Here is a 22,589-nt window from a genome sequence, read left to right as displayed (position 1 = left end):
CGGTCCCCCCGTACATCCGGGGGACCGCCGGGCCACAGGGTCCTCGTGAACCTACTCGGTCACCTTCAGCAGCTTGTTGGGCGTTCCGCTGCTCGGGTTGGTGATCTTGTCACCGGTTGCCGCGCCGGTGAGCGCGGTGGCGACCTGAGCGGGAGTGGCGTCCGGGTGTGCGGCCAGGTAGACGGCGGCGGCTCCGGTGACGTGGGGGGTGGCCATGGAGGTGCCGGAGATCGTCTTGGTTCCCTGGTCGCTGTCGTTCCAGTCGGAGGTGATGTCCGAGCCCGGCGCGTACAGGTCCACGACCTTGCCGAAGTTGGAGAAGTCCGACTGGGCGTCGTCCTTCGTGCTGGACGCGACCGTGATGGCCTCGGGGACCCGGGCCGGCGAACCCTGCCCCGCGTCCGCCGACTCGTTGCCGGCGGCGACCGCGAAGGTGACTCCCGAGGCGATGGCCTTCTTGACCGCCTCGTCGAGAGCGGGATCGGCGCCTCCGCCGAGGCTCATGTTGGCCACCGAGGGCCCCTTGTGGTTCTTGGTCACCCAGTCGATGCCGGCGACAACCTGCTCCGTGGTGCCGGAACCGTTGTTGTCGAGGACTCTGACCGCGACGATCTTGGCCTTCTTGGCCACACCGTGGGCGGTACCGGCGATGGTTCCCGCCACGTGGGTTCCGTGACCGTTGCCGTCGTCGGCCTTGTCGTCGTTGTCGACCGCGTCGAACCCGTAGCCGGCGCGGCCCTCGAAGTCCTTGTGGCTGATGCGTACGCCGGTGTCGATGACGTACGCGGTCACCCCCTCCCCCGCCTTGTCGGGGTAGGTGTACTTGCCGTCGCCGGCCGTGTCCTTCTGGTCGATACGGTCCAGGCCCCAGGACGGCGGGTTGTCCTGGGTGGCGTCGATGTGGAACTTCTTGTTCTGGACGACCGTGGCCACCGCGGGGTCGGCCGCGAGACGCTTGGCCTCCGTCTCGGTGAGGCTGTCGGCGGAGAAGCCGTTGACCGCCGAGCCGAAGGTCCGGCTGACCTTGCCGCCGTACTCGGTGGCCAGGTCCTGCTTCTCGGCCGCGGATGCCTTCTGGTCCATGAGGACGATGTAGCTGCCGGCCACGGCTCCTTCGGCGTGCAGACCGTAGACCGTGCCCTCCGCGGGCTGTCCCGCCTGCGCGACGGGGGACACGTAGAAGGCGGTACCGACGACGGTTGCGGCGGCCGCGACCGCGGTGACGGTCTTGGCCTTGCCCATGCGTTTGTGATGCGCCGTCAAGAGGGATCTCCTCGTGAAGTGGGGGGATTGCGTTCGAACGGCAGCGCTGCGCGTGCTCAGGAGAGTGCCTACTTGTCACGAGCAGGTCAATCTCTTGATGCGCCCCCGACGCCGGGGGAATGATCGATCTCCACAAGATTCACGCACATCTGAGGCAACCAACATGCAAACGTGCAGCCCTGCACGCTGGTTGAATCACCAAGGAGTGATCCGGGATTACCCGTGCCGATTTCTTCACCGTCTGCTCACACGGGTCAGGATCGAGCGGCACCTCCATCGGGCCGAGGAAGCCGCTCGGGGCACCTTGTGGCACAACCGTGCACGAGCGGCAGCCGCAGGCTTCCCGTGGGCAGGGGGAGGAGGACATGGACCGCAACGTCGAGGTCCTGGCGTCCCTGGCGTCCTACCGGGAGGCAGCCCTGCTGCTCACGACCGCCGTGCTCCGCGACGGCAGAGCGGAGGCGAGCGAGCGGCCGGCCCAGGCGTACGGCCACCAGGCGGCGTTGGTCCGCAATCACAAGGACCCTCTGCGCGCCCTGGCACCGGCACGGCGGGCGATCGCGATCCGGGACCGTCTGGTGCTGCTGGAGGTCCTCGCCGGATGGGGCACGTTGCCGGTCGAGGGCCTGCGCAAGCTGGCGGAGACGTTCCGGGAGACCGACCGGCTGGTCGAAGCCCAGGAGACCCTCGGCTGCTCGGTAACGCGGAACGGGCGGGATCGGCGGAGTCGGCGCGCGTCGCGGTGGACGCGTACGGCCGGCTCGCCGCGGCCGACCGGGCGGATGTCACGGGCCTCACCGTCAGGATGTGGCGCGTGCTGGGCCTGACCCTGCTCGGCGCCGGCGACGGCGCGGGCGCGCTCGCGGCATTCCAGGAGGTGCTCGGCGCGGCCGAGGCGGGAAACGATCTGGACGCCGAGTCGGCGCGGATCGCCGACGTCGCCGCGGAGCTGCGGGCGACGCTGGGCGCCCGGCCGGAGGAGATCCCGCAACGACTGGCCGCGGCCAAGAGGGCACTGAAAGACGCTGTGGAGGTGCTCCAGCCCGGCGATTCCTTCGAGGCGTTGGAAATGCTCGAGTGCACCGCAGCGACACTCGGCCTGCTGGCGGACGCCCATCCGCACCGGGAGGTCGCCGAGGTCAGTGCCTCGGCCAGTGCGCTGCTGGCCTTCGCGGCGAGGGCGTTCCGCCGCCTCGTCCTGGTGGAGCGGGCCCTACGGCAGTCCGGGGCGGCTCACGGCCCGCTCGTCAACGGTCACTCCAGCCACGAGGCGTTCGAGGGCTGGCTCCGCAGCAGCCTGCTGCGGGCCTCGATCCTTCGCGTGTGGGGAGCAGGCCGCGCGCGACCTGCTCGACCAGATGGTGGAGAACGCAGGGCGGGTGGGCGGTGAGCGGGCCGCCCGGCAGTGGCGCGCGGAAGCCGACCGGTTGCTGCGAGAGAGGCCGGATACACAGGGGGTTCCCAGGAACACCGGCGATGGGCCGAGATGATCGATGATGCGATCCGCAGCGGACTTCGAGACGCCGGCCTTCGGTGCGATCTGCCGCAGCGTCGTGCTGCGCGACCTGTACCGCGCCCGAACGAGCTGCCTGGTCAGCGGTGGCCGGGGAACCTCAGGGCGTTCGCCCAGAGCCGGGTGACCGTGGACACGAGGTCGTCGAAATCCACTCGTGGGCCGTCCTCCTGCCGTTCGCCGAGCACGAAGGCGTGGTAGGCCATGACGCTGACCATGCCCGACAGCGCGCGGGAGGCCGTCATCGGGTCGACTTCACGGTCGGCGACCCCCCGCGCCTGCAGGTCGGCGATGCCGCGGGCGTTGCGGCGGATGAAGGCGTCGGCGCGCCGGCTGCGGAACTCCCGGAACTCGGGCTCCACTTGTGCGACCTGCTCAAGCAGCGCCATCAGTTTCGCATTCCGTTTGTACGCCTCGAGATACGCGCGATTGCTCGCCTCAAGCACCGCATAGGGGTCGTCGGTGCCCTGTACCCGGCCCATGCCGGGGTGCAGCATGTCCTCCTGCGCCTCCAGGAGGACGGCGGCAAGGACCTCTTCCTTGTTGGCGAAGTAGGTGTAAAAGGATCCCGCCGCGCACTGAGCCTCTTTGGTGATGTCGGTCAGGCGGGTGTCGAGGTAGCCATCCCGTTCGAACACCTGGCGAGCGGCCTTCACCAGAGCGGCCCGGGTACGCGCTCCGCGCTGCGTCGTGGGCGGCTCGCGAAGGTGCGAGAGGGGCGCCATCGGCGGCGCCTTCTCGTCGTCGATCTCCTCGGGAGACGTGCTGTCCATCCTGGGAACTGTACTTCTATCCGACGCCATGGTCAGACATCCGCAAGGCAGGTCCGGGAGTGATCCCGAAGCGTTCGGCAAGTTGTCGGCGGGTGTCGGCGGCACTGGTGTGCAATACGCCCCCGATGCCGATCCGGGCCGCTCCGTCGAGGTTCTGCTGCAAATCGTCGATCATGACCGCCTCCCCGGGATCGACACCGAGGCGTTCGCAGGCGAGCGCGTAGATCCGCCGGGACGGCTTGCGGATCCCGACCTCGGCGGAGATGACGACCACATCGGCGACAGCGGCGAGGTCCACGCCGTCGTAGGTTCCGGTGCCGAACGAATTGGACACCAGCGCAACCGGATGGCCGGCGGCCCGGAGCTCACCGAGCAGGGCGAGCATGTCCTGGTCGATCGACAGTCCCGCCTGCATCCGGGCCGTGAGACCCTCGGCCGGTACGTCGGCGCCGTGGACGCGGAGACGTTCGGCGAATCCTCGCTCGAAGGCTTCCGTGTCGATACGGCCGCACTCGTGGTCGGCCAGTAGCGTGCGTGAGGGCTGGTCCCGGCCGAGGAGGTCCAACGGCAGGCGCGGGTCGCCCCCGAGGGAGGCGCCGAAGTCGGTGAAGGCCCGCAACACGCTGGAGGTGATGACCCCGCCGAAGTCCACCAGGACCGCGGTTCGGGTCTTTTCCACCAGGTTCGACACGATGTCCACGCCTCTCTCGTAGTTGGCTTGCGTCCGGCAGGGCTGCACGCGTTCAGACGACCTCGAACAGTCCGGCGGCGCCCATTCCGCCGCCGATGCACATCGAGATCACCACGTACCGGACACCTCTGCGCTTGCCCTCGATCAGGGCATGCCCCACCAGCCGGGCTCCGGTCATTCCGTACGGATGACCGACCGAGATCGCGCCGCCGTCGACGTTGAACCGCTCCGGGTCGATGTGCAGTTCGTCGCGGCAGTACAGCGCCTGGGAGGCGAACGCCTCGTTGAGTTCCCACAGGCCGATGTCGTCGATGGTCAGGTTGTGCTGCTTGAGCAGTTTCGGGATGGCGAACACCGGACCGATGCCCATCTCGTCCGGGCCGCAACCGGCAACAGCCATACCCCGGTAGACGCCCAGTGGTTCCACTCCGCGGCGTTCGGCCTCCCTCGACTCCATCAGCACCGACGCCGAAGCCCCGTCCGAGAGCTGCGAGGAGTTGCCCGCCGTCACGCTGGACTGCGCGCTCACCTGACCGTCGGGCAGCACCGGCGCCAAGGCGGCCAGGCCTTCGAGCGTCGTCGACGCGCGGCTGCCCTCGTCCCGGGTCAGGGTGACCTCCTCGTCCCGCACCTCCCCGGAGTGCTTGTCGAGGACCTTCTTGACGCTGCTGAGTGCGACGATCTCCCGGTCGAACCGGCCGGCCTCCTGCGCTGCGGCGGTGCGCTGCTGCGACAGCAGCGCGAACTCGTCCTGGCGTTCCCGGCTCACGCCGTAGCGCTCGGCGACGATCTCCGCCGTCTGCAGCATCGGCATGTAGATGGCCGGCTTGTGCTCGACCAGCCAGGGGTCCGCCATGCGGTGGGTGTTCATGTGGTCGTTCTGCACCAGGGAGATCGACTCGACACCGCCGCCGACGGCGATCTGCATGCCGTCCGTGACGATCTGCTTGGCGGCCGTCGCCAGGGCCATCAGGCCCGACGAGCACTGCCGGTCGATCGTCATTCCCGGCACGGTGTCCGGAAGTCCGGCACGGAGAGCGGCCTGACGGGCGACATTGAAGCCCGCAGAGCCCTGCTGCGCGGCGCAGCCGAAGATCACATCCTCGACCTCGCCTCCTTCGAGCCCGGCGCGCTGCACCGCGTGAGAAAGGGCATGGGCGGCGAGTGCCTGTGCCTGGGTGTCGTTGAACGCACCGCGGTAGGCCTTTCCGATCGGCGTCCGTGCGGTCGAAACGATGACTGCTTCCCTCATGTCGCCTCGCTGTTTCCTGTCGGTCCGGTTCGCCCGGGAGTGTCGGGCGGGGATTCGCGTGCTCCGCGCGCCGGGAATCGATGCCGGCGGGCGGTGTCGAGCGCCAACTGCGGCGCGACGAGGGCTCGTCGACCGTCTCCTGCGGTGGCCTTTGACATGAGCCGTGACCGCGGGATGACGGGAGTCGACCTCCGGACCGGTTATAGTTGAATCCGACGTCAAGTTCAATTAGATCCATGCCACGCGCTCGTGCCCTTGACAGGCCGTCCCACCCCCTGAAGGCTACCGACCAGTCGGTATGAGGAGGCGAGGGTGGACGCGCTGAGCATCTCCACCATCACGGGCGTGTTCGACGCGATCGTGGCGGGTCCGCCCGAGGGCCGCCCCGTGCTGCTGCTGCACGGCTTCCCTCAGACGGGGCTGGTGTGGCAACGGCAGATCGCGGCGCTGGCCGCGCACGGCTACCGGGTGGTGGCGCCCGACCAGCGTGGATACTCCCCGGGAGCCCGCCCTCAGCGGCCCGAGGACTATCGCATCGACCTCCTCGTGGACGACGTCGTCGCGATCTCCGAGGAACTGGGCTGGACGGCGTTCGACTTGGTCGGCCATGACTGGGGAGGCGCGGTGGCCTGGTGGACCGCTCACACCCACCCCGGCCGGGTGCGCACCCTGACCGCGGTCTCGACCCCTCACCCCGGCGCTCTGGCCACCGCCCTGCGCACCGACCGGGATCAGCGCGAACGCTCCCACTACATGATCGACTGGCGCGCGACACCCGCGACCGAAGAGCGCATGCTCGCCCACGACGCCCGGGAGCTTCGCGCGTTCTACGCCGGGAAGGTCCCCCAAGACAGTGCCGAGGCCTACGTACGACACCTGTCCCGGCCCGGTGCTCTCATCGCGGCGCTGAACTGGTACCGGGCCGGCCGCCCCGACGCTGCGATCGGCGTCGTCGACGTGCCCACGCTGTACGTCTGGAGCACCGAGGACAGCGCGTTCGGCCCGGCGGCCGCGCAGCAGACCGGGCAGTGGGTCAGCGGTCCCTACCGGTTCGAGACCCTTCAGGGCGTCAGCCACTGGGTCCCCGAGGAGGCGCCCGAGACGCTGAGCCGCCTGCTCCTCGAACACCTGCGCACGCAGGGCGAGTACGGGACCGCGACGCACACCCCGCTCGTCGACTCTCCGAAGAGGTGACCCATGAACACGGCACATGCGGCCTGGCGCCGGCTCGAGCCGGTACACGGCATGATCTACTTCGTCCCCGAGGCAAGACGCCGGTACGCGGACCTGGGACTGGGCGGACGCGCCGGGTACTTCACCTCCCGGAGCGCCGCGTTCGGCCGGGCATCCGCCGAGCTGGTCATCTCGACCTTCTACAACTTCCATCCCGATCTGGTGCGCCAGGCGGTCGACGGGGCCTGGGACACCACGACGCCGCAGCAGGTGCTGGACGCACGGTACGCCGCGGCGGGGGAAGCCCTGCGACGGGCGGGAATCCACGAGCTGCCGCACGTGGAGGAGGTCCGGACGCTGACCCGCCGGGCGGCCGAGGCGGCCTGCGAACACGCGCAAGGCCGCCCGCTGTTCGCCGCACATGCCGCGCTGCCTTGGCCGACGGAGCCGGTCCTGCAGCTGTGGCACGCCCAGACGTTGCTCCGGGAGTTCCGAGGCGACGGCCATGTCGCGTGCCTGCTGAGCGAGGGCATCGGGGGTTTGGAGGCCCTGGTTCTGCACGCCGCCACCGGTGAGATTCCCGTCGACTTCCTCAAGGCGAGCCGCGGTTGGCCCGAGGACGAGTGGGCCGCCACAACGGAGCGCCTGCGCGAGCGAGGTCTTCTCGACGGCGACTCGCTCAGCCCGGAAGGCGTACTCCTGCGCCGGCACATCGAGGACCGCACCGACCGCCTGGCCCTTCCGGCCTACGCCGCCCTGGGCGACGCCGACTGTGAGCGTCTCGCCGAGCTCGCGAGCCCCTTCGGCCGCGCCGTGATCGAAGCCGGCCTCCTCAAACTCGGCTGACCCTGGGCAGCTTGGATCATCTCAATCGGGGTTCATCGATGCAGGTGAGCCAGGATCCCTTCATCCACGGCAGGGCCGCTCCTCGGGCAGGAGCGGCCCTGCGGTGTCCAGGTCTCCGCCCTCCGTTCGGGATCCCATTGCACCCGCCTGGTGCGAAGCCGCTGACCCTGTACAGCGGTTGAGGGTGGCGGGCCATGCCGACGAAGGCGAGGAAGTGCGCGGCTTTGCGCGAGGGGCCAAGCGGGCCTCACCGGTGGCGCTCTGTGAACTGCCTCACCCATCGCTGCCCGCTCGGTGCGTGAAGTGCCTGACCAGCGCGGTTCCTCCCCGTCCTGCGCCACATGCTGGCCGGATGCGTCAGTAATCTGTCATTGCAGCCAGTGCGACATCCGATACAGGCTGTGACCGTGTTGGAGCGACGTGTTGTTGTGGTGGTGTACGCGGGCGCGATGGCCCTGGACATCACCGGACCGATTGAAGTGTTCGATACGGCGAACCGGCTCCTGGGTCCCTCGGGCACCCCCTACCGGACCGAGTTCGTCTCCGCCGACGCACCACTGGTGCGCATGAGTTCGGGGGTGGTGGTGGAGGCCTCGCCACTGGAGGCGGGGCAGGGCCCGATCGACACGCTCCTCGTGCCGGGCGGATGGAGTCTCAACAGCGCGCTCGGCAACCAGGCGCTCGTGTCCTGGATCGGCAGCGCAGCGACCCGGTCGCGCAGAGTCGCCTCGGTCTGCGGCGGATCCTTTCTGCTGGCCGAGGCGGGCCTCCTCGACGGCAGACGCGCCACCACGCACTGGGCGTACAGCGAGGCGATGGCATGCCGCTACCCGGATGTGACGGTGGACGCCGAGCCGATCTTCGTCTGGGACGGCCCCTTCGTGACCTCCGCGGGCGTGTCGACGGGCATCGACATGGCGCTGGCTCTGGTGGAGGCCGATCATGGATCGGCGCTCGCGCTGGAGACGGCACGGTTCCTGGTGCTGTTCCTCAAGCGGCACGGAGGGCAGTCCCAGTACAGCGCCGTCCTCGACGCCCAGTTGGCCGACCATCCGCCGATCCGGGCCGCGCAGGAGTGGATCCTGGAGAACCTGGAGAACCCGCTGCCCGTGGCCGAGATCGCGCGGCAGGCCAACATGAGTCAGCGCAACTTCGCCCGGGTCTTCCGGCGCGAGGTGGGCACGACACCGGGCCAGTACGTCGAACGGACGCGTATCGCCCGCGCACGCGAACTGCTGGAGACCACCGACCTGACGATCAGCCAGATAGCGGGCCGCTGCGGCTTTGCCGCCACCGAGACGTTCTTCCGCTCCTTCGGACGAACCCTGGGACTCACACCCAAGGAATACCGGCACCGCTTTCAGGTCATCTCGCCATCCGGCCTCATCGACCGGCACCACGAGAGGGAGGGGAGCCTCGCATGACCACCAGGGTCGCGGAATTACGCCAGGCGGAAACGGCACGCCTGGTCGACCATCTGACCGGGGAACTCGCCCGGGCCGGCGTCACCCACATGTTCGGCGTGGGCGGCGCGAACATCGAGGACCTCTACGACGCGGTGCACCGCGGCGGTGCCATCCGCGGCGTCGTCGCCAAACACGAGTTCTCCGCCGTCACCATGGCCGACGGATACGCCCGCACCACCGGGCGCCTCGGCGTCGTCGCCGCCACCTCGGGCGGTGGGGCGATGAATCTCGTACCGGGTCTGGCGGAGGCGTACGCCTCCCGGGTGCCCGTGCTGGCCCTGGTGGGCCAGCCGCCGACCGGCCAGGAAGGACACGGGGCGTTCCAGGACTCCAGCGGCAAGGCGGGCTCCTTCGACGCACGGGAGGTCTTCGCACCCGTCTCCCGGTTCTGCGCCCGGGTCGATGACCCGGACTCGCTCACCGAGTTGCTGCCCCGGGCGGTCGCGGCCGCACAGGCCGATCCCCGCGGGCCGGCCGTACTGTTGCTGCCCAAGGACGTGCAGCAGGCGCGGATCCGGGTGCCCGCCCGCGACGCGGCTCCGACACACGACCCGGCCCCGCCCCCGACACCGGGTGGCCGTGCGACGGCATCCTCGCCGCGGCTCGACACAGCTGCCGTCGGCGCCGTGTCGGACGCTCTTCGCGGAGCCGGTCGGGTCCTGGTCATCGCCGGTGAGGATGTCGCCGCCGCCGACGCGCGTGCGGAGCTGGCCGAACTGGCCCGGCGCCTCGGGGCATGGGTGGCGGTCACGCCGGACGCCAAGGACGTCTTCGACAACCGTGATCCCCGATTCGCAGGCGTGGCCGGGGTGATGGGCCACGCCAACGTCGAAGACTGCCTGCGGCGGGCCGACCTGTGCGTGCTGGTCGGCACCCGGCTGCCGCTCCTTGCACGCGGCGGCCTCGACCGGGCCCTGGCCGCCACCGACGTCGTCTGCCTCGGCCTCGAACCGCCGTTCGTGGCAGCCACCGCACTGGGCGGGAACCTGCGGGACGCGCTGCGCGCGGTGACCGCCCCACTGCCGTCGCACCCCCGTCCCTGCCCGCCGCACTCCGGTCCCCTGCCCACACCCATGCCGGCTCCGCGCGTCCAAAGCCCGGCGCGGACCGTCCCCCATGGCCAGGCGGTCGCCGCGGTGGAGGCGGCACTCCCCCAGGACGCCCACGTCTTCGTGGACGCCGGCAACACGGGGGCCAGCGCGGTCCATCTCCTCCCGGCACCGCGCCACGGCCGCTTCGTGGTGGCGGTCGGCATGGGCGGCATGGGGTACACCTTCGGCGCCGGCATCGGCGCCGCGCTCGCCACCGGCCGACGTACCTACGTCCTCGCCGGCGACGGGGCCTTCTTCATGCACGGGATGGAAGTGCACACCGCCGTGGAATACGCGGCACCCGTGACGTTCGTGATCTTCAACAACAACGCCCACGCCATGTGCGCACTGCGGGAGGAGTTCCTCCAGGGCGGCGTCCGCAGCGACGACCTGTTCGCCCGGACCGACATCGCCGCCGGAGTGGCCGCCGCCTTCCCCTCCCTGGCGGCAACGGGAGCCACCGACGCGGCGCATCTGCGCACGGCACTGCTGCGCAGCAACGCGGGCGGCGGCCCGGCGTTCGTCGCGGTGGACTGCGACCCGTGGGAAATCCCGCCGTTCCTCCCCTTCCAGTCCTTCACCGAAATCACCGATGGCACCGAACACAAGGAGAGTTCAGATGAGCGAGCCGTCGTCCACGTTGGCTGACATCCCCGGTCTGATGCGGATCGAGAACGCCGGCAAGGAGGAACTGACCGCCCACTGCATGGAGCTCACCCACGCGGTCTACCCCCACCACCAGGTCTACGGGCAGTACTGCACCATCCACGAGTACGTCGACTGCCCCCCGGAGCAGGCCTACGACTATCTGCGCCAGGGGCACCACCTGGAGGAGTGGACCTGCAGCCTGCGGGACTTCGCACCCACCGGCACACCGGGGCTCTGGGTCGGCCACGACCGGCTGGAGGACGACACCAGGATCTACTGCAGGGTGCTCGCGAACCCCGAGGCCATGACCGTGGACTACCACTGCTCCTGGGACCAGGGCGAGAAGCTGTGGATGATCTATCTGATGCGGGTCGTCCCGGCCCGACTGGTACTCGACAAGCCGGGTTCGGTGATCACCTGGACCAACTGCCGGCACCCGTACTACGACGACAATCCGCACCCCGACCTGGCGCCCCGCCCGGACCGGCCCTGGGTGGGCGACTACTGGGACCTCTTCTACGCGGGACACACCGTGGAGATGCAGAACCTCAAGGCCATCCTGGAACACCGCCACCGGGGCGGCCTGCCGGTCAGTTCCGCTCCGGCGAGGGCGGTGGCCCGGTGACCACGGTCAGCCTCACCGACGTCGCGAGCTACCTGCCCGGCGATCCGGTCCCCGCCGAGTTCTACACGGACTTCCCCGGCGCCGAGGACAAACTCCGCAACCACCCCATGTTCAAGGTCCCGCCGTTACGGCACCACGTGGCCAGGGACGAGACCAACGCGGACATGGTCGAGCGCGCGGTACAGCCCCTGATGGAACGGCACGGCGCGGCGGAGATCCGAGGTGTCGACGTGTTGTTGGTGCACAGCCAGTTGCCGGACCTGCCGTTCGTGGGCGCCGGAACCGAGGTGGCGCGTCGGCTGGGTCTGAATCCGGAGTGGCTCGTCGACGTGGCCAACGCGGGCTGCGCGTCCTTCGTGTACATGCTCAAGATGGCCCGGCAGATCCTCACCTCCACCGACGCGAGGACCGCGCTGATATGCAACGCGCAGAGCGCCGCGGGGCAGTGGTTCACCCAGTCAGAGGTGCGCAAACTCGCCCAGGCGGCGATTCCGGGCGACGGGTGCGGTGTGGGGTACGTGACGACGTCGGCACAGTCGCCGGTGCTCGACCTGGAGACCCGGCACATCGGCGAGTACGCCGGTGACATGACCGTGGCGGTCGACGACGGGCGCAAGTACTGGGAGCCGGGCGAGTCCCAGTTGCGGATCGGGTTCACCGACGCAAGCGTCGCCAAGGTCCTGGCACGCGGGAACCGCCTCGTCCCCGAGGTGGTCACGGACCTGTGCCGACGGCTCGGCATGACGACCTCCGAGATCGACGTCCTCATCACCAACCAGCCCAACCGCACCTTCCTGCGGAACTGGCGGGAGGCGCTGCAACTGCCCGCGGAACGGCACCTGAACACCTTCGACGACTACGGGAATCTCTTCGGAGCGGCGATTCCGATCACCTTGGACCGCGCGATCAGCTCGGGGCAGGTGGCGGACGGCGATCTGATGGTGCTCGGGGGATTCGCCCACGCCGGCGACTTCGCCGGTGCCGTCGCCGTTCGCTGGCAGGGCGGACGGGACTGAGCATGGACATCCCTGTGCTGCACCGGCTTGCCCTGAACGAGAGCCCCTATCCCCCGCTGCCCTCGGTGCGCGAGGCGATGCAACGGGCCGTCGCGCAGGCCCACCGCTACCCGCAGTTCCACCCCGACGACCTCACCGAGCGGATCGCCGAGTGGTGCCAGGTGACCTCCGACCGCGTCGCGGTGGGCAGCGGATCGGTCGGCGTGGCCCTGCAATTGTTCCGGGCAGTGGTCCGCCCCGGGGACACGGTGGCCTACGCCTGGCGCACGTTCGACGCCTACCCCCTCCTGGCCGCCATGGTGGGCGCTCGGCCCGTCCCCGTACCCCTGTCGCCGGACGGCCACCAGGATCTGGGCGCCCTGCTCGCGGCGCTCGACCACCGCACCCGCGTGGTGGTGCTGTGCAATCCACACAACCCCACCGGCAGCCTCGTCACCGCCGACGCCCTGTCGCCGTTCCTGCGTCACGTCCCCCCGCACGTCACCGTGCTCCTCGACGAGGCGTACGTGGAGTTCGCCCGCGACACCGGCCTGCCGGACACGCCCGCACTCCTGGACGCACACCCCAACCTGCTGGTCCTGCGCACCTTCTCCAAGGCCTACGGCCTCGCCGCCCTGCGGGTCGGCTACGGACTCGGCGCCCCCGACCTGGTGGAACGGATCCGTCGGCAACAGTTGCCCTTCGGGATCAACGCGGTGGCAACAGCGGCGGTGAAGGCCTCACTGCGGGCCGAAGGCGAGCTGCGCCGGCGCGTGGACACCGTCGTCGCCGAACGCGAACGCCTCCGGCGTGAACTCGTGTCCCTCGGCTGGCGTGTGCGCCCCGGTCACACCAATTCCGTCTGGCTCGCCGCACCCGATCCCATCGACGCGGGCGCCGCAGCACTCACCGACGCCGGTGTCGAGGCGCGTCACTACCCCGGCGAAGGACTCCGGCTCACCGTCGGTGACCGGAAGGCCAACGACACGGTGCTGACCGCGCTCGCGCGCCTGCGCCCGCGGACGTGAGTTCCCCGCCCTACGCCACTTCGCTCTCGACGGCAAGGACGATACGGGCCAGGCCACACCGGCGCCGGCACACTGCCAGATGGGCCATGCCAGCCACGCCGGCCGCAAGAGCACAGCAGCTTGGTCCGCCGCATTTCAACCGGCGGACCAAGCGCCCTGGGGACGACCGCTTGCGAAAGTTCGTCACCCGGGCCGACGTCGCCTGCTGCGCCTAGGTGGCAGAGGTGCGGCGGCCGCCTCGGCGGTCGGAACCGCGGCCGCCCGCTCCGACGGCACCGCTCTTGGGGCCGCCGGAACCCGCTCGGCGGGCAGAACCGCGTCCACCGGTTGCCGGGGTGGCACCAGATGCTGTCCCCTCGGCCGCGGCACGGCGGTCGGAGCGTCGGCCCCCGCCCTGGTCACGGCACTTGTCGCCGCTTTGGCCGCGTCGCCGTTTCGGCGTCGGCGGACGGATCGCCTGCCGGGCTCGGTGCTCGGGAGCTGTCCCGGGAGAGTGGGCACGGTCCGTCGTGCCAACCCGTGGGACCCGGTGGCCGGCATGGTCCAACCAGGGGCGACGGTGCACGTGTACTGGGCGTCGGTGCGGACCTCCGTGCCGCGACCAAGGCCACGGAACTCGACGCCACCACCGCCCGGCTACCTATCACGCACCCTCCAGAACGGTCCAAGCCTGTCTGCACCCTTCAGCAACTCCCCCGGTCTCCCGGCACGCAGGCACTCGCAGCACGCCCACCGCGCACAGCGCGCCTCGAGCGCCGGTCCTGCTCCACGTGCATCCACGTCACCGTGAGGCGAATGACTTCTCGGCCTTGAGTAAACGGTGTACGGGGTAAGGCAGCGGACAGCAGATGGGCCCACGCCCAGCACATCCGATGGAAGGGTTCTTAGAGGTCGACGAAACCGCTACCCGACTATTTTCCCCATGCTCGGCGCGGACGGGGACGGAGCGATCTCCAAGGGCGTTCACGGTGTCGCCGAGGTCCTGTTCCAGGGTGGTGCAGGCCAATGAGAATGGGGCGGTGTAGCGCGGTCGACGCCGGAGATCACAATGGCGTCATGGACCCGACCCGTCAGATCATCGTCGCACTGGACTACGACAACCTTCCAGCCGCTCAAGCCGTCGTCGATCAACTCGGTGACGAGTGCCGCTTCTACAAGGTCGGCCTGGAGCTTCTCACCGCGGTCGGGCCCCAGTTCGTGGAACACCTCGTTTCCCAGGGCAATGAGGTGTTCCTGGACCTCAAACTCTTCGAGATCCCGAACTCCGTCGCCGGTGCAGTCCGCGCGGCAGCCGTACTCGGCGTCTCCTTGGTGACTGTGCACAGTATGGGCGGTACCGGGATCCTGGCCGCCGCAGTCGATGCGGCCCGCGACTATCCCGACCTTCGCGTTCTTGCCCTCACCGTCGTCACCAGCATGACCGACGCCGACCTCGCCGACATCGGCGTTGCCGACCCCGCCGAGGGCCAAGTGCTGCGGTTGGCCGGCCTGGCCAAGCGGGCTGGATGCCACGGCGTGATCGCCTCACCGCGGGAAGTCTCAGCCCTGCGCAGGGCGTTGGGGAGCAATGCCCTGATCGTCACCCCTGGAGTTGCCATGCCCGGCGAGTCTGCTGCCGAGCATGCTCGTCCCGGCACACCGCGGGCCGCCGTCGCGGACGGAGCCTCACATGTGGTCGTCGGCCGCACGGTCACGCGCGCGCCGGATCCGCTGGTCGCATTTCGCCGTGTCTGCGCCAACCTGTCGGCTTCGTAGCAGAGCTCACAGGTCAGTAGTCAGGCCGCCGCGGCGAGTGGGCGTCCGCCCCAGCAGAGGACCTTCTCGCTGCGGATCCGTGCCCGTTCACGGCGTTGGGCGGCCAGCACGTCGGGGGTGGCGGCTGTTCTCGCTGACGCCGGCGCAGGTAGGAGTTCGGGGCCCGGGTCTGTGCGGGGCGATCGCCGTGGTTGGAGGTGGCGACGGTGAACTGCCGCAGCGTCCGAAGTCGCCGCGATCGGGTTGGCCCCAGACACGTAGGTGGAGGGATGGTGTCGCCCTTGTGGGCGGAGAGGTTGTCCAGGATGACGTAGATCGGAGCGCCGTCCGGACGGGCCGCGCGAATCGGCTTCGGTGCGGTCAGGGTGTTCGGGGCGCCCTTCTTGCGGCGGTTGACGCCCCCGGCTTGTCGTCGCCGATCGGGAGTAGCAGCCGTGGAAGTAGCGCACTCCGTGGGTGGGTGCGGTGGTACGTCGCGAGATGGCGCTCGGGGTGACCGGCGGGAGCCCAGCCGTGACGCCGCGACGCATGAGCAGGCACCGTAACGCCTCGCGCCCGATCCGGATCACCCGGCCGTGAACTTTCCGCAGGCAGGCGCGAGTTTGCGGATGGACCAGCGGGTGAAGGGCTGGCCGAGTTGGGTCGGGCGGGTGGTGGCCGTCTGGGCGGCGAAATCCTCGTCGTCAGGACTGAGCAGACGGGGACGGCCTCCCGCCCACCGAGGGTCCAGACAGACGAGACCGATCTCGTTGAACCGGTGGATCACGTCCCGGGCGGTGTCCTCATCGGCCTGTACCAGCTTCGCGATCACCGGCACCCGGTTCCCACCGGCCGAGGCCGGCAGCATCATCGCGCGCCGGGGCGCCAAAGGGGTCGGCGGCGTCAGTCCCGCTCTGCCGCGAGAACCGACGCCGCGATCCGGCGCGCCCGCAGCGCCGGCTCCACCGTGCCCTCGCGCACCGCTGTCACGATCGCGCCGTCGATCAGCAGTACCAGCTGGTCGGCCAGCGCGGCGTGCTCGGCGTACCCGGCGTCGGCCAGGAGTTGGTCCAAGTAGTCGACCACCTTGCGCTTGTGCGCCGCGGCCACTTGGTGCGCGGCGCTGTCGCGGTCGGCGGCCTCGACCATCGTGTTGATGAAGGCACAGCCCCGGAAGTCCTGGCGGGCGAACCGCTCCGCCAACGCGTCGAAGACCGCAAGCGGCCGCTGCTCGGGCGGCAGCTCACGGGCCTCCACCGATTCCCGCAGCCACTGGCGCCAGCGCATGTCCCGGCCCTGGATCACGGCCACCACCAGCTCGTCCTTGCTCGCGAAGTGCCGGTAGAAGGAGGCGCGGCCGACGCCGGAGACACTCAGGATGCGGTCGACGCCGACGGCGCGGATGCCCTCGGCGTAGAAGAGGTCCTCGGCGGCATCGAGGAGGCGGGCTCGAGCTTGGGTTGCCATAGATCGATGGTACCGATCGTTTCCGAATCCGCGGAATCCCCTTGACGCCAGATGGTACCGATCATTACCGTCTCGGCAGCGAGAACGAGAACGACCGGTACCGTTTTAACGGTGCGAACGACACAACGGAGACAGACGCCATGCCGCGCATCCCGCAACTCACCCCGGACACCGCCGAAGCCGACCAGCGTGACCTGCTGGAAGCGACCCACAGACAGCTCGGCAGAGTGCCCAACCTCTACGCCTCGCTCGCCCACGGCCCAGCCGCCCTGCGCGGCTATCTCGCGCTGCGCGACTCGCTGACCCACGGCGTACTCACTGACCGGCTACGCGAGCAGCTCGCCCTGCTGGTGGCCCAGGAGAACGGCTGCCTCTACTGCGTCTCCGCGCACACTGTGCGCGGCGGCCGACTCCTGAAGATGACCGACCAGGAGTTGCGAGCCACCCGCCGGGCCGAGGACGCGGATCCGCATGCCCAGGCGGTGCTGCAGGTCGCCGCCGCGGTGGTGCGCAGCCATGGCCGGGTGGACGACGAGCTGCTGGCTCAGGCCCGAAAGGAGGGCGTCACGAACGCGGAGTTCGCCGAGATCGTGGCGCACGTCGCGCTCAACACGCTTTCGAACTACTTCAACCACTTGGCCGAGCCCGAACTGGACTTCCCGCCGGTCGCCTCGATGGACGTCCCGTCCACGGATGTGGAGGCGGCGCGATGAACGGGCGGCTCACCTGGCACGAGGATGCGACCGTCGAACTCACCCCGGGTTACACCCTCCTCGATGCCGACGGCGCCCCGGCTGCGCGCCTGACAGCCGTTCGGATCGCGCTGGAAGGCGGCTTCGTCCATGTGGCCGTGCCCGGCGTGAACGATGTACAGGTGATCTCCGCGCCGGGCATCCACCGCCTCAGCTACCCCCACCCCGGCCATGAGCTGAGCTGACAAGCATCACGCCGAGCGGCCCCGCTCCCGGCCCGCTGCCCCGCTGCGACCTCTGCGCCACGATGCGACCTGCCTGATTGAGCTCCCTGACCGGGGGTGCGCACGGCGGTACTCGTCGCGACACTGGCGACGGACACCGCGAGGGGGCTCCGGGCCGGCTGCCAACTCCTCCGAAAGCGGGTCCTGCTGTCGTGACTCAGGCGGTGCAATCGGACAAGGCTCCAGGAATGTGCGCGAGATCGGGCGAGCCCCCGCGTCTGTCCGTGTGCTGTCCGAGCCGCGCCCTCCGCCACTCCACTTCATCGGCAGCCATAGGGGCCTGGATGCCGTACACATCGCCGACCCGCAGATTGTCCGGTGTGCTGTACTCGCCGTAGGTGCCTATGACGGAGACGGCCACCTGAGAAGCGGGCTGCCAGAAGGTACGGTAATACGGGGCGTTCGCCGGGATTTCCGGGATCTCCAACAGCGCGACGCCACGCCGCACCAGCAGACGCTGCAGCTTCTCGAACCGAAGCCTGGGAGTGAACCGCCCGTAACGGGCACGAAGCGCGTCGTTGACGAGGGTACGGTCCCGCAACGCGAGCCGGTGCACGTGCAGCGTGAAGTGGTGGCCCGACCAGGGATGGTCGGCGCAGGCGCGGTCCCAGTGGAACTCGGCGAGCCCGTAGTCACGGCACATGCTGCGCTCGCCGAAGGTGTTCTCAGCGAAGTCCGACCCAAGGACCCTGGTGACCTGGTCGGGAGAATCCGCGGGGCCAACGCCGAGCACGGTGCCGGTGGTGACGACGTCCACGTAGAACGCCAGGGAATGCGGAGTCAAAGGCTGGCCCTCGATGCGGTGTGTTCCAAGGTGATGTGAGAGACGTCCCCACGCAGAGTGCACACCTTCCGTGTCCACCTGCAGGGACACTCGGGCCCGGCCGACCCGGCGAAGACCTTACTCCACCCCATCAGTCCCGTCCGCCGCCCAAACCGATGGACAAAGCGGAAGGGGCCCGTCACATCGGGAGGGAGAACAGACGTACCGGCCCTGAAGGCCAGCGCACGTCGTCGCGCAGGGGCGTCACCATGGTCCGCAGTGGCATGGTCACCAGGCGGTTTTCGGGTTGTTCGACAAGCACCTCCTTGTCGAGGGGGTGCCATCCGAGGCGCTGGTACAGCGGCACGAGGGCAGGTCGGCAGAACAGGAGCGCGTGCTGGGGCCCCATCGTGCGAGCGTGGTCAAGTGCCGCAGTGACCACGCGCCGGGCCAAGCCCTGGCCCCGCATGTCGGGGGCGACGGCCACTCCACCGACGCCAACCACCTCTGTCTCGACATCACCGATCGCAACAGGCAGCCGTAGGAGGCCGGCGTGTGCCACAAGCCGGTCGCCGTGTCTGATACCGAAGTGCTCCTTTTTGGGCAGCCAGGTCAAACCTGCCGCGGCAACACCGAAGGGATCAACGCCGTGACCGAGGATCTCGTCCTGGTCTGCCTTCGTGTACCGAGGAAGCCGCACTACAGCCGGTCCTACAGAGGATTGGTTGTCGGACATCCCCACATGATGATCTCTCTTTCGAGGACTGGCCAAATGATCGATCAGCCGATCACCGGGAGAGACTGGTGTGAGGTCAGCTGCCTCAAAGATCCGCTTGACGGTGTGCCGTTGCTCGCGCGGCTCCGGCCAGACGGACTCCATGATTGTAGGCGTCGCGGAGCTGTCGGCCGGGAGCCGGCCCGTACTCGGGGGCGCCCCGGAGCGGGTGTGCGGGTGTCGCGGGTGTTCGTATGTGCGTTCGGCTCCGTTGCCGGACGTGGCCGCCGGGACCAAAGCGCGCCGCCGGGCCCGCGCCCCAGGCCGCTCTGGTTCAGCCCAGCGTGTCCATCAGGGCGGTGACATAGGCATCCAGCCGCTCCTCGACGGCTCGCGTCGTCAGCTCTGTCCTCCCTGCCTCCCGCCATGCCCGCACCACCGACTGCACTTCTTCCGAGCACGCCAGTCCGTCGCGCACCTGCCAGTACAGCCGCTCGCTCGGGGCCGCGTCCAGCACCCCGCCGGCCTCCTCGTACGCCTCAGGGAACCGCAGACCCCAAGCTGGGCCGTGCAGCAGCGCGAGATTGGTCGAGCAGTGCGCCACATCGAGATCGGCCGGGCCCCAGGAGGTCGCTGCCCAGTCGACGACGCCGGTGATCCGGGCACCTGCCAGCCCTGAGGGCGGCACGCCGAACAGCACGTTGCCGGGTTGGAAGTCCCGGTGCAGGAATCGCCCTTCATAGGGCGGCGCGGGCTTGCGGATCACATTGATCGCGGCAGCCCACGCTGCCGCGTCGGCGCCCTTGGGGACCACGACCGTGTCGGCGGTCGTCAACGCCGCATACTCCCGCAGCCGTACAGCGGGTCGCAGCGCGTGGATCTCCACAAGTTGCCGAGCCAGCAGAGGAAGGCGCGTCTCCAATCCCGCATCGTCGAGGACCGGCCGGCCCGCCATATGTGTCATCAGCAGCGACGGATACTCGCAATGCGCGGCGGTCGGATCAACCGCGACCAGTCCAGGAGCCGGCACGCCGCTCCCCGCCAGCAGGGTCAGGGCGCCGGCCTCCCTGCTCAGCCAGTCCTCGGCGCGCTCCCCGTAGAACGGGTCGACGAAAGACCGCAGCACCAGGTCACGGGTACCTCCGTCCCGCGTGCCGATGGTCAGCCTCCGCATTTCGGCGGTGATTCCGCCGTACAGCACCTCAGTTCTGACGATACGTTCACCGACCTCCAGGTGCCGGCTCACCCAAGCCAGCGTCAATGGGGGGACAGCCACCGCCTCGTCCTGGTTGGTCACCGTGGCACCTCATCATCCGGGCGGCGGCACGCGCAAAAACTTTCCTTGGAGGCGATGGCGCACTTCGCATCCGGAGCGTCCGCAGAGCTGCCGTCTGATCCTCTTGATGCAGTTCACGGCGCCTTCCGTAGCGCCGGAGCTCCAGCGCAGGACGAGGCCGGCGGTCACCGCATCGACGTCTCGCAGCAGGCGGGGGCGAAGTTGGTGAGGCTGGGCAGTGGGCCGGCGTCGACGGCGTCGATCCATGCGGGGAGCGTGGGGCCGAGTCGGTGGGTGAAGATCTCACCGAAATCGCGGACGTGTCCGGCAGCGGCCTCCAGTGCGGGACAGCGGGCCAGGACGTCCTTCGGCACGGCGCGCTCGTCCTCGGTCAGCGTCGCAGGGTGGCGGGTGAGCCAGCCGGTTGCCCGCCGTACGGTCGGCGAAGGAGGCGCCTGCGGCGGCACAGCACGCAGAGTGGCGATGCAGGCGCGGACCATCTGATATGTGACGGAGGCTGCCGGCGAGGAGGTCGCAGTGCAGGAGGGTGACGCAGGCACTCGCGGTGGGCGGCGACGCAGATCTCCAGAGCCCAGCCGATGCCCCGCCACAGGTCGAACCGGTCGGCGACCGGGACCGCGGCGGGCGCGCCGAGCCACTCGGCGAACGTACAGCACGGCAGTGCTCACCTTCGGCTGAGGCTCAACGGCCGCAAACACTGTGACCAAGAAACCATCTGCCGATGCGGACCGATGTCCAGTCCTCCGTTCATCCATCAGACCGACCAGGCCGCAGTCCGGTGCTGACTCCCGAACATGGCCCGCCACTCCAGGGTGGCGGTGCCGATGCCCTGCTCGATGACGCACCTCGACGCCGCGCTCGCGCAGGGCTGGCAACGTCGATGTGAATGTTGTCGCAGCAGTCGACGCCGTCGCCGAGGAGCTCGACGATCTGATCGTTCGCCAACACTCAAGGCAGACTGCCGATCAGATCAAGTCAGGCTGCCAGATGACATGATCGGGATAGACGTGCGCGGTAGGGGCCAGCTTGTACGAGCCTGCGTTGGCGTCCTCGGCAATCACCCAGCCCACTCCTTGGTAGGCGATGTAGGTCCCCTCCCGGGGAACCGTGCACTGCGCCGATTCCGTGATGACGGTCTGCCCTGCCGCGACGTCGAGGAGATGAGTACTCGGCGCCTTCGGACATCGGTGGAACTTACTGGCCTGTGCGTACTCCAGGCGGATCTTGACCGCCGTTGCCGTGCTCCCACGGTTGGTGATCTTGAGGGCGAAGGAAACACGTTCTGCTTCGACGCGTGCGCATACTCTCCACGTCACCGCGCCCGGCCCCGCGAACGGGACGCTGCACCGGCTGTCCTCCCCCAGGGTTCCCTTCTCCAGACCCGGTGACTCGGAGGGGACTCTCCCCGGTCCCCCCTGTGCGGAAGAATCCGCGCCGGCCGAAGCCGACGCCTGGGCGCCGGCCCCCTCAGACCTGCCGCCGGTCTTCTTGTCGTCATCGGCTCCCACCACTGCCGTAGCGACGACGACCACCGCGACAGCCGCAGCCACTGCTGTCACGCCCACCAGAGCCTTGATCCAGCCAGGTCGGTCACGCCATGGCCGTTGCCTCCGGCCACGACGAGGGGTACCGGGCGATTCGCCACCTGTGACCAGCGGCGGCCGGGCTGAGGCCTTCTCGCCCACCGCAGCAACAGGCGCGGTGGCCGTCGTGTGGGCAAGCGGCGCCTCGGAAACGCCAGGGGTGTCCTGGCGTTGGCTGACCGCCGACTCGGAAGACCGGGGCGCCTCGCCCGCAGAGGGGTTGGCTTCAGTTTCGGCCGAAGGGCTCGGACTGAGCGCTGCCACAGGCGAATTACGGAAGTGCGCTTGTGCGGCAACTCTCCAACCACTTGGGTACCTGCGCTCCAGCTGGGCCTGCAGGAGATCGATCCTTTCGCCGAGTTGCATCACTCGCCGGGCCTGTGCCCCCTGTAACCCCAGGGCTCGAACGATGTCCTGGGACAGGCCCTTGCCTGGCAGAGCCGCACCACCACTGGTGACGATCTTCCGGCCGCTCAGCCACTTGGAGACTCGGCTCGGGTCGACACTCCCCCTCTTGCTCAGCTCGGTGAGCCTGCTTGCGAGCTGTTGCTGCTGCACAGCCGACGCACGGCAGACGTGCTTGACCTCCTTGGCCCACTCATCCAACGCATCACCGAACTCGTCGATCAGTTCTTCGTTCGTGCTGCCCAACCCGGTAGATCCTTCCCTCTTGCACGTCGACACCAGATT

The 22,589-nt window shown here is 69.3% G+C and carries 22 protein-coding genes and 2 pseudogenes; 12 read left to right on the top strand and 12 right to left on the bottom strand.

Annotation, left to right across the window (positions count from 1 at the left end; genetic code table 11):
- Window positions 1–51 precede the first annotated feature (51 nt).
- Window positions 52–1,242 (bottom strand): S8 family peptidase, encoded by a 1,191-nt coding sequence (locus ACIGXP_RS14330; protein WP_399768428.1) that lies wholly within the window; start codon window positions 1,240–1,242, stop codon window positions 52–54.
- Window positions 1,243–1,628: 386 nt separating this feature from the next.
- Between ACIGXP_RS14330 and ACIGXP_RS14325 the strand changes: the two genes are divergently transcribed.
- Both ACIGXP_RS14325 and ACIGXP_RS14320 read left to right on the top strand, forming a co-directional pair.
- Window positions 1,629–2,090: a hypothetical protein gene (locus tag ACIGXP_RS14325; protein ID WP_399768059.1), complete on the top strand. Its 462-nt coding sequence runs from the start codon at window positions 1,629–1,631 to the stop codon at window positions 2,088–2,090.
- On the top strand, window positions 2,078–2,653 hold the full coding sequence (locus tag ACIGXP_RS14320) for a hypothetical protein (RefSeq protein ID WP_399768056.1): 576 nt from the start codon (window positions 2,078–2,080) through the stop codon (window positions 2,651–2,653). The genes ACIGXP_RS14325 and ACIGXP_RS14320 overlap by 13 nt, the downstream gene beginning before the upstream one ends.
- Before the next feature lie 87 nt (window positions 2,654–2,740).
- On the opposite strand, the pseudogene ACIGXP_RS14315 reads toward ACIGXP_RS14320, so the two are convergent.
- The 4 genes and pseudogenes from ACIGXP_RS14315 to ACIGXP_RS14300 form a co-directional block, all read right to left on the bottom strand.
- A pseudogene (locus tag ACIGXP_RS14315) lies at window positions 2,741–2,854 on the bottom strand (IS5/IS1182 family transposase); the annotation flags it as partial.
- Between the two features lie 2 nt (window positions 2,855–2,856).
- Window positions 2,857–3,549: a TetR/AcrR family transcriptional regulator gene (locus ACIGXP_RS14310; protein ID WP_399768053.1), complete on the bottom strand. Its 693-nt coding sequence runs from the start codon at window positions 3,547–3,549 to the stop codon at window positions 2,857–2,859.
- Window positions 3,550–3,565: 16 nt separating this feature from the next.
- Window positions 3,566–4,249: an HAD family hydrolase gene (locus ACIGXP_RS14305; RefSeq protein WP_399768051.1), complete on the bottom strand. Its 684-nt coding sequence runs from the start codon at window positions 4,247–4,249 to the stop codon at window positions 3,566–3,568.
- Window positions 4,250–4,292: 43 nt separating this feature from the next.
- A complete protein-coding gene (locus ACIGXP_RS14300) occupies window positions 4,293–5,492 on the bottom strand; it encodes an acetyl-CoA C-acyltransferase (RefSeq protein ID WP_399768048.1) in 1,200 nt (399 codons plus the stop codon).
- 312 nt (window positions 5,493–5,804) lie between these two features.
- Here ACIGXP_RS14300 and ACIGXP_RS14295 point away from each other — a divergent pair, with 312 nt between their 5' ends.
- From ACIGXP_RS14295 to pyrF, 8 genes are all read left to right on the top strand, one after another.
- Window positions 5,805–6,686, top strand: coding sequence for an alpha/beta fold hydrolase (locus ACIGXP_RS14295; RefSeq protein ID WP_399768045.1), 882 nt, complete (start codon window positions 5,805–5,807; stop codon window positions 6,684–6,686).
- Between the two features lie 3 nt (window positions 6,687–6,689).
- On the top strand, window positions 6,690–7,511 hold the full coding sequence (locus ACIGXP_RS14290) for a hypothetical protein (RefSeq protein ID WP_399768042.1): 822 nt from the start codon (window positions 6,690–6,692) through the stop codon (window positions 7,509–7,511).
- 407 nt (window positions 7,512–7,918) lie between these two features.
- Window positions 7,919–8,935: a GlxA family transcriptional regulator gene (locus tag ACIGXP_RS14285; protein ID WP_399768039.1), complete on the top strand. Its 1,017-nt coding sequence runs from the start codon at window positions 7,919–7,921 to the stop codon at window positions 8,933–8,935.
- The gene (locus tag ACIGXP_RS14280; RefSeq protein ID WP_399768036.1) at window positions 8,932–10,716 is read left to right on the top strand and encodes a thiamine pyrophosphate-binding protein; all 1,785 of its coding nucleotides are present in this window, start codon (window positions 8,932–8,934) and stop codon (window positions 10,714–10,716) included. The genes ACIGXP_RS14285 and ACIGXP_RS14280 overlap by 4 nt, the downstream gene beginning before the upstream one ends.
- On the top strand, window positions 10,688–11,341 hold the full coding sequence (locus ACIGXP_RS14275) for an SRPBCC family protein (protein WP_399768033.1): 654 nt from the start codon (window positions 10,688–10,690) through the stop codon (window positions 11,339–11,341). The genes ACIGXP_RS14280 and ACIGXP_RS14275 overlap by 29 nt, the downstream gene beginning before the upstream one ends.
- A complete protein-coding gene (locus ACIGXP_RS14270; RefSeq protein WP_399768030.1) occupies window positions 11,338–12,357 on the top strand; it encodes a 3-oxoacyl-ACP synthase III family protein in 1,020 nt (339 codons plus the stop codon). Before ACIGXP_RS14275 ends, ACIGXP_RS14270 begins: the two co-directional genes overlap by 4 nt.
- 2 nt (window positions 12,358–12,359) lie before the next feature.
- Window positions 12,360–13,364 carry a histidinol-phosphate transaminase gene (locus tag ACIGXP_RS14265; protein ID WP_399768027.1) on the top strand — a complete coding sequence of 335 codons (1,005 nt, stop codon included), beginning with the start codon at window positions 12,360–12,362 and terminating at the stop codon, window positions 13,362–13,364.
- Between the two features lie 1,056 nt (window positions 13,365–14,420).
- Window positions 14,421–15,119: an orotidine-5'-phosphate decarboxylase gene (gene pyrF / locus ACIGXP_RS14260; protein WP_399768024.1), complete on the top strand. Its 699-nt coding sequence runs from the start codon at window positions 14,421–14,423 to the stop codon at window positions 15,117–15,119.
- A 20-nt stretch (window positions 15,120–15,139) separates the two neighbouring features.
- Here pyrF and ACIGXP_RS14255 read toward each other — a convergent pair.
- A pseudogene (locus ACIGXP_RS14255) lies at window positions 15,140–15,978 on the bottom strand (helix-turn-helix domain-containing protein); the annotation flags it as partial.
- Window positions 15,979–16,001: 23 nt separating this feature from the next.
- Window positions 16,002–16,565, bottom strand: a complete 564-nt coding sequence (locus ACIGXP_RS14250) for a TetR family transcriptional regulator (protein WP_363219743.1) — start codon at window positions 16,563–16,565, stop codon at window positions 16,002–16,004.
- 140 nt (window positions 16,566–16,705) lie between these two features.
- Between ACIGXP_RS14250 and ACIGXP_RS14245 the strand changes: the two genes are divergently transcribed.
- Together ACIGXP_RS14245 and ACIGXP_RS14240 are read left to right on the top strand one after the other, a co-directional pair.
- Complete coding sequence (locus ACIGXP_RS14245) at window positions 16,706–17,278, top strand: carboxymuconolactone decarboxylase family protein (RefSeq protein WP_399768020.1); 573 nt, start codon at window positions 16,706–16,708, stop codon at window positions 17,276–17,278.
- A complete protein-coding gene (locus ACIGXP_RS14240) occupies window positions 17,275–17,502 on the top strand; it encodes a hypothetical protein (protein ID WP_399768017.1) in 228 nt (75 codons plus the stop codon). The genes ACIGXP_RS14245 and ACIGXP_RS14240 overlap by 4 nt, the downstream gene beginning before the upstream one ends.
- 196 nt (window positions 17,503–17,698) lie before the next feature.
- On the opposite strand, the gene ACIGXP_RS14235 is transcribed toward ACIGXP_RS14240, so the two are convergent.
- The 5 genes from ACIGXP_RS14235 to ACIGXP_RS14215 all read right to left on the bottom strand — a co-directional run bounded on the left by ACIGXP_RS14235 (window position 17,699) and on the right by ACIGXP_RS14215 (window position 22,550).
- Window positions 17,699–18,325, bottom strand: coding sequence for a hypothetical protein (locus ACIGXP_RS14235; RefSeq protein ID WP_399768426.1), 627 nt, complete (start codon window positions 18,323–18,325; stop codon window positions 17,699–17,701).
- A gap of 178 nt (window positions 18,326–18,503) precedes the next feature.
- Window positions 18,504–19,040, bottom strand: a complete 537-nt coding sequence (locus tag ACIGXP_RS14230) for a GNAT family N-acetyltransferase (RefSeq protein WP_399768424.1) — start codon at window positions 19,038–19,040, stop codon at window positions 18,504–18,506.
- A gap of 313 nt (window positions 19,041–19,353) precedes the next feature.
- Window positions 19,354–20,316, bottom strand: coding sequence for a phosphotransferase family protein (locus tag ACIGXP_RS14225; protein ID WP_399768014.1), 963 nt, complete (start codon window positions 20,314–20,316; stop codon window positions 19,354–19,356).
- 164 nt (window positions 20,317–20,480) lie between these two features.
- Window positions 20,481–20,762 carry a hypothetical protein gene (locus ACIGXP_RS14220; RefSeq protein ID WP_399768011.1) on the bottom strand — a complete coding sequence of 94 codons (282 nt, stop codon included), beginning with the start codon at window positions 20,760–20,762 and terminating at the stop codon, window positions 20,481–20,483.
- A gap of 519 nt (window positions 20,763–21,281) precedes the next feature.
- Window positions 21,282–22,550, bottom strand: coding sequence for a hypothetical protein (locus ACIGXP_RS14215; protein ID WP_399768008.1), 1,269 nt, complete (start codon window positions 22,548–22,550; stop codon window positions 21,282–21,284).
- Window positions 22,551–22,589 lie beyond the last annotated feature (39 nt).

Origin of the sequence: Streptomyces sp. NPDC053069 (assembly GCF_044546895.1) — a bacterium.
GTDB lineage: Bacteria > Actinomycetota > Actinomycetes > Streptomycetales > Streptomycetaceae > Streptomyces.
This window is presented reverse-complemented; position numbering and strand designations above follow the sequence as displayed.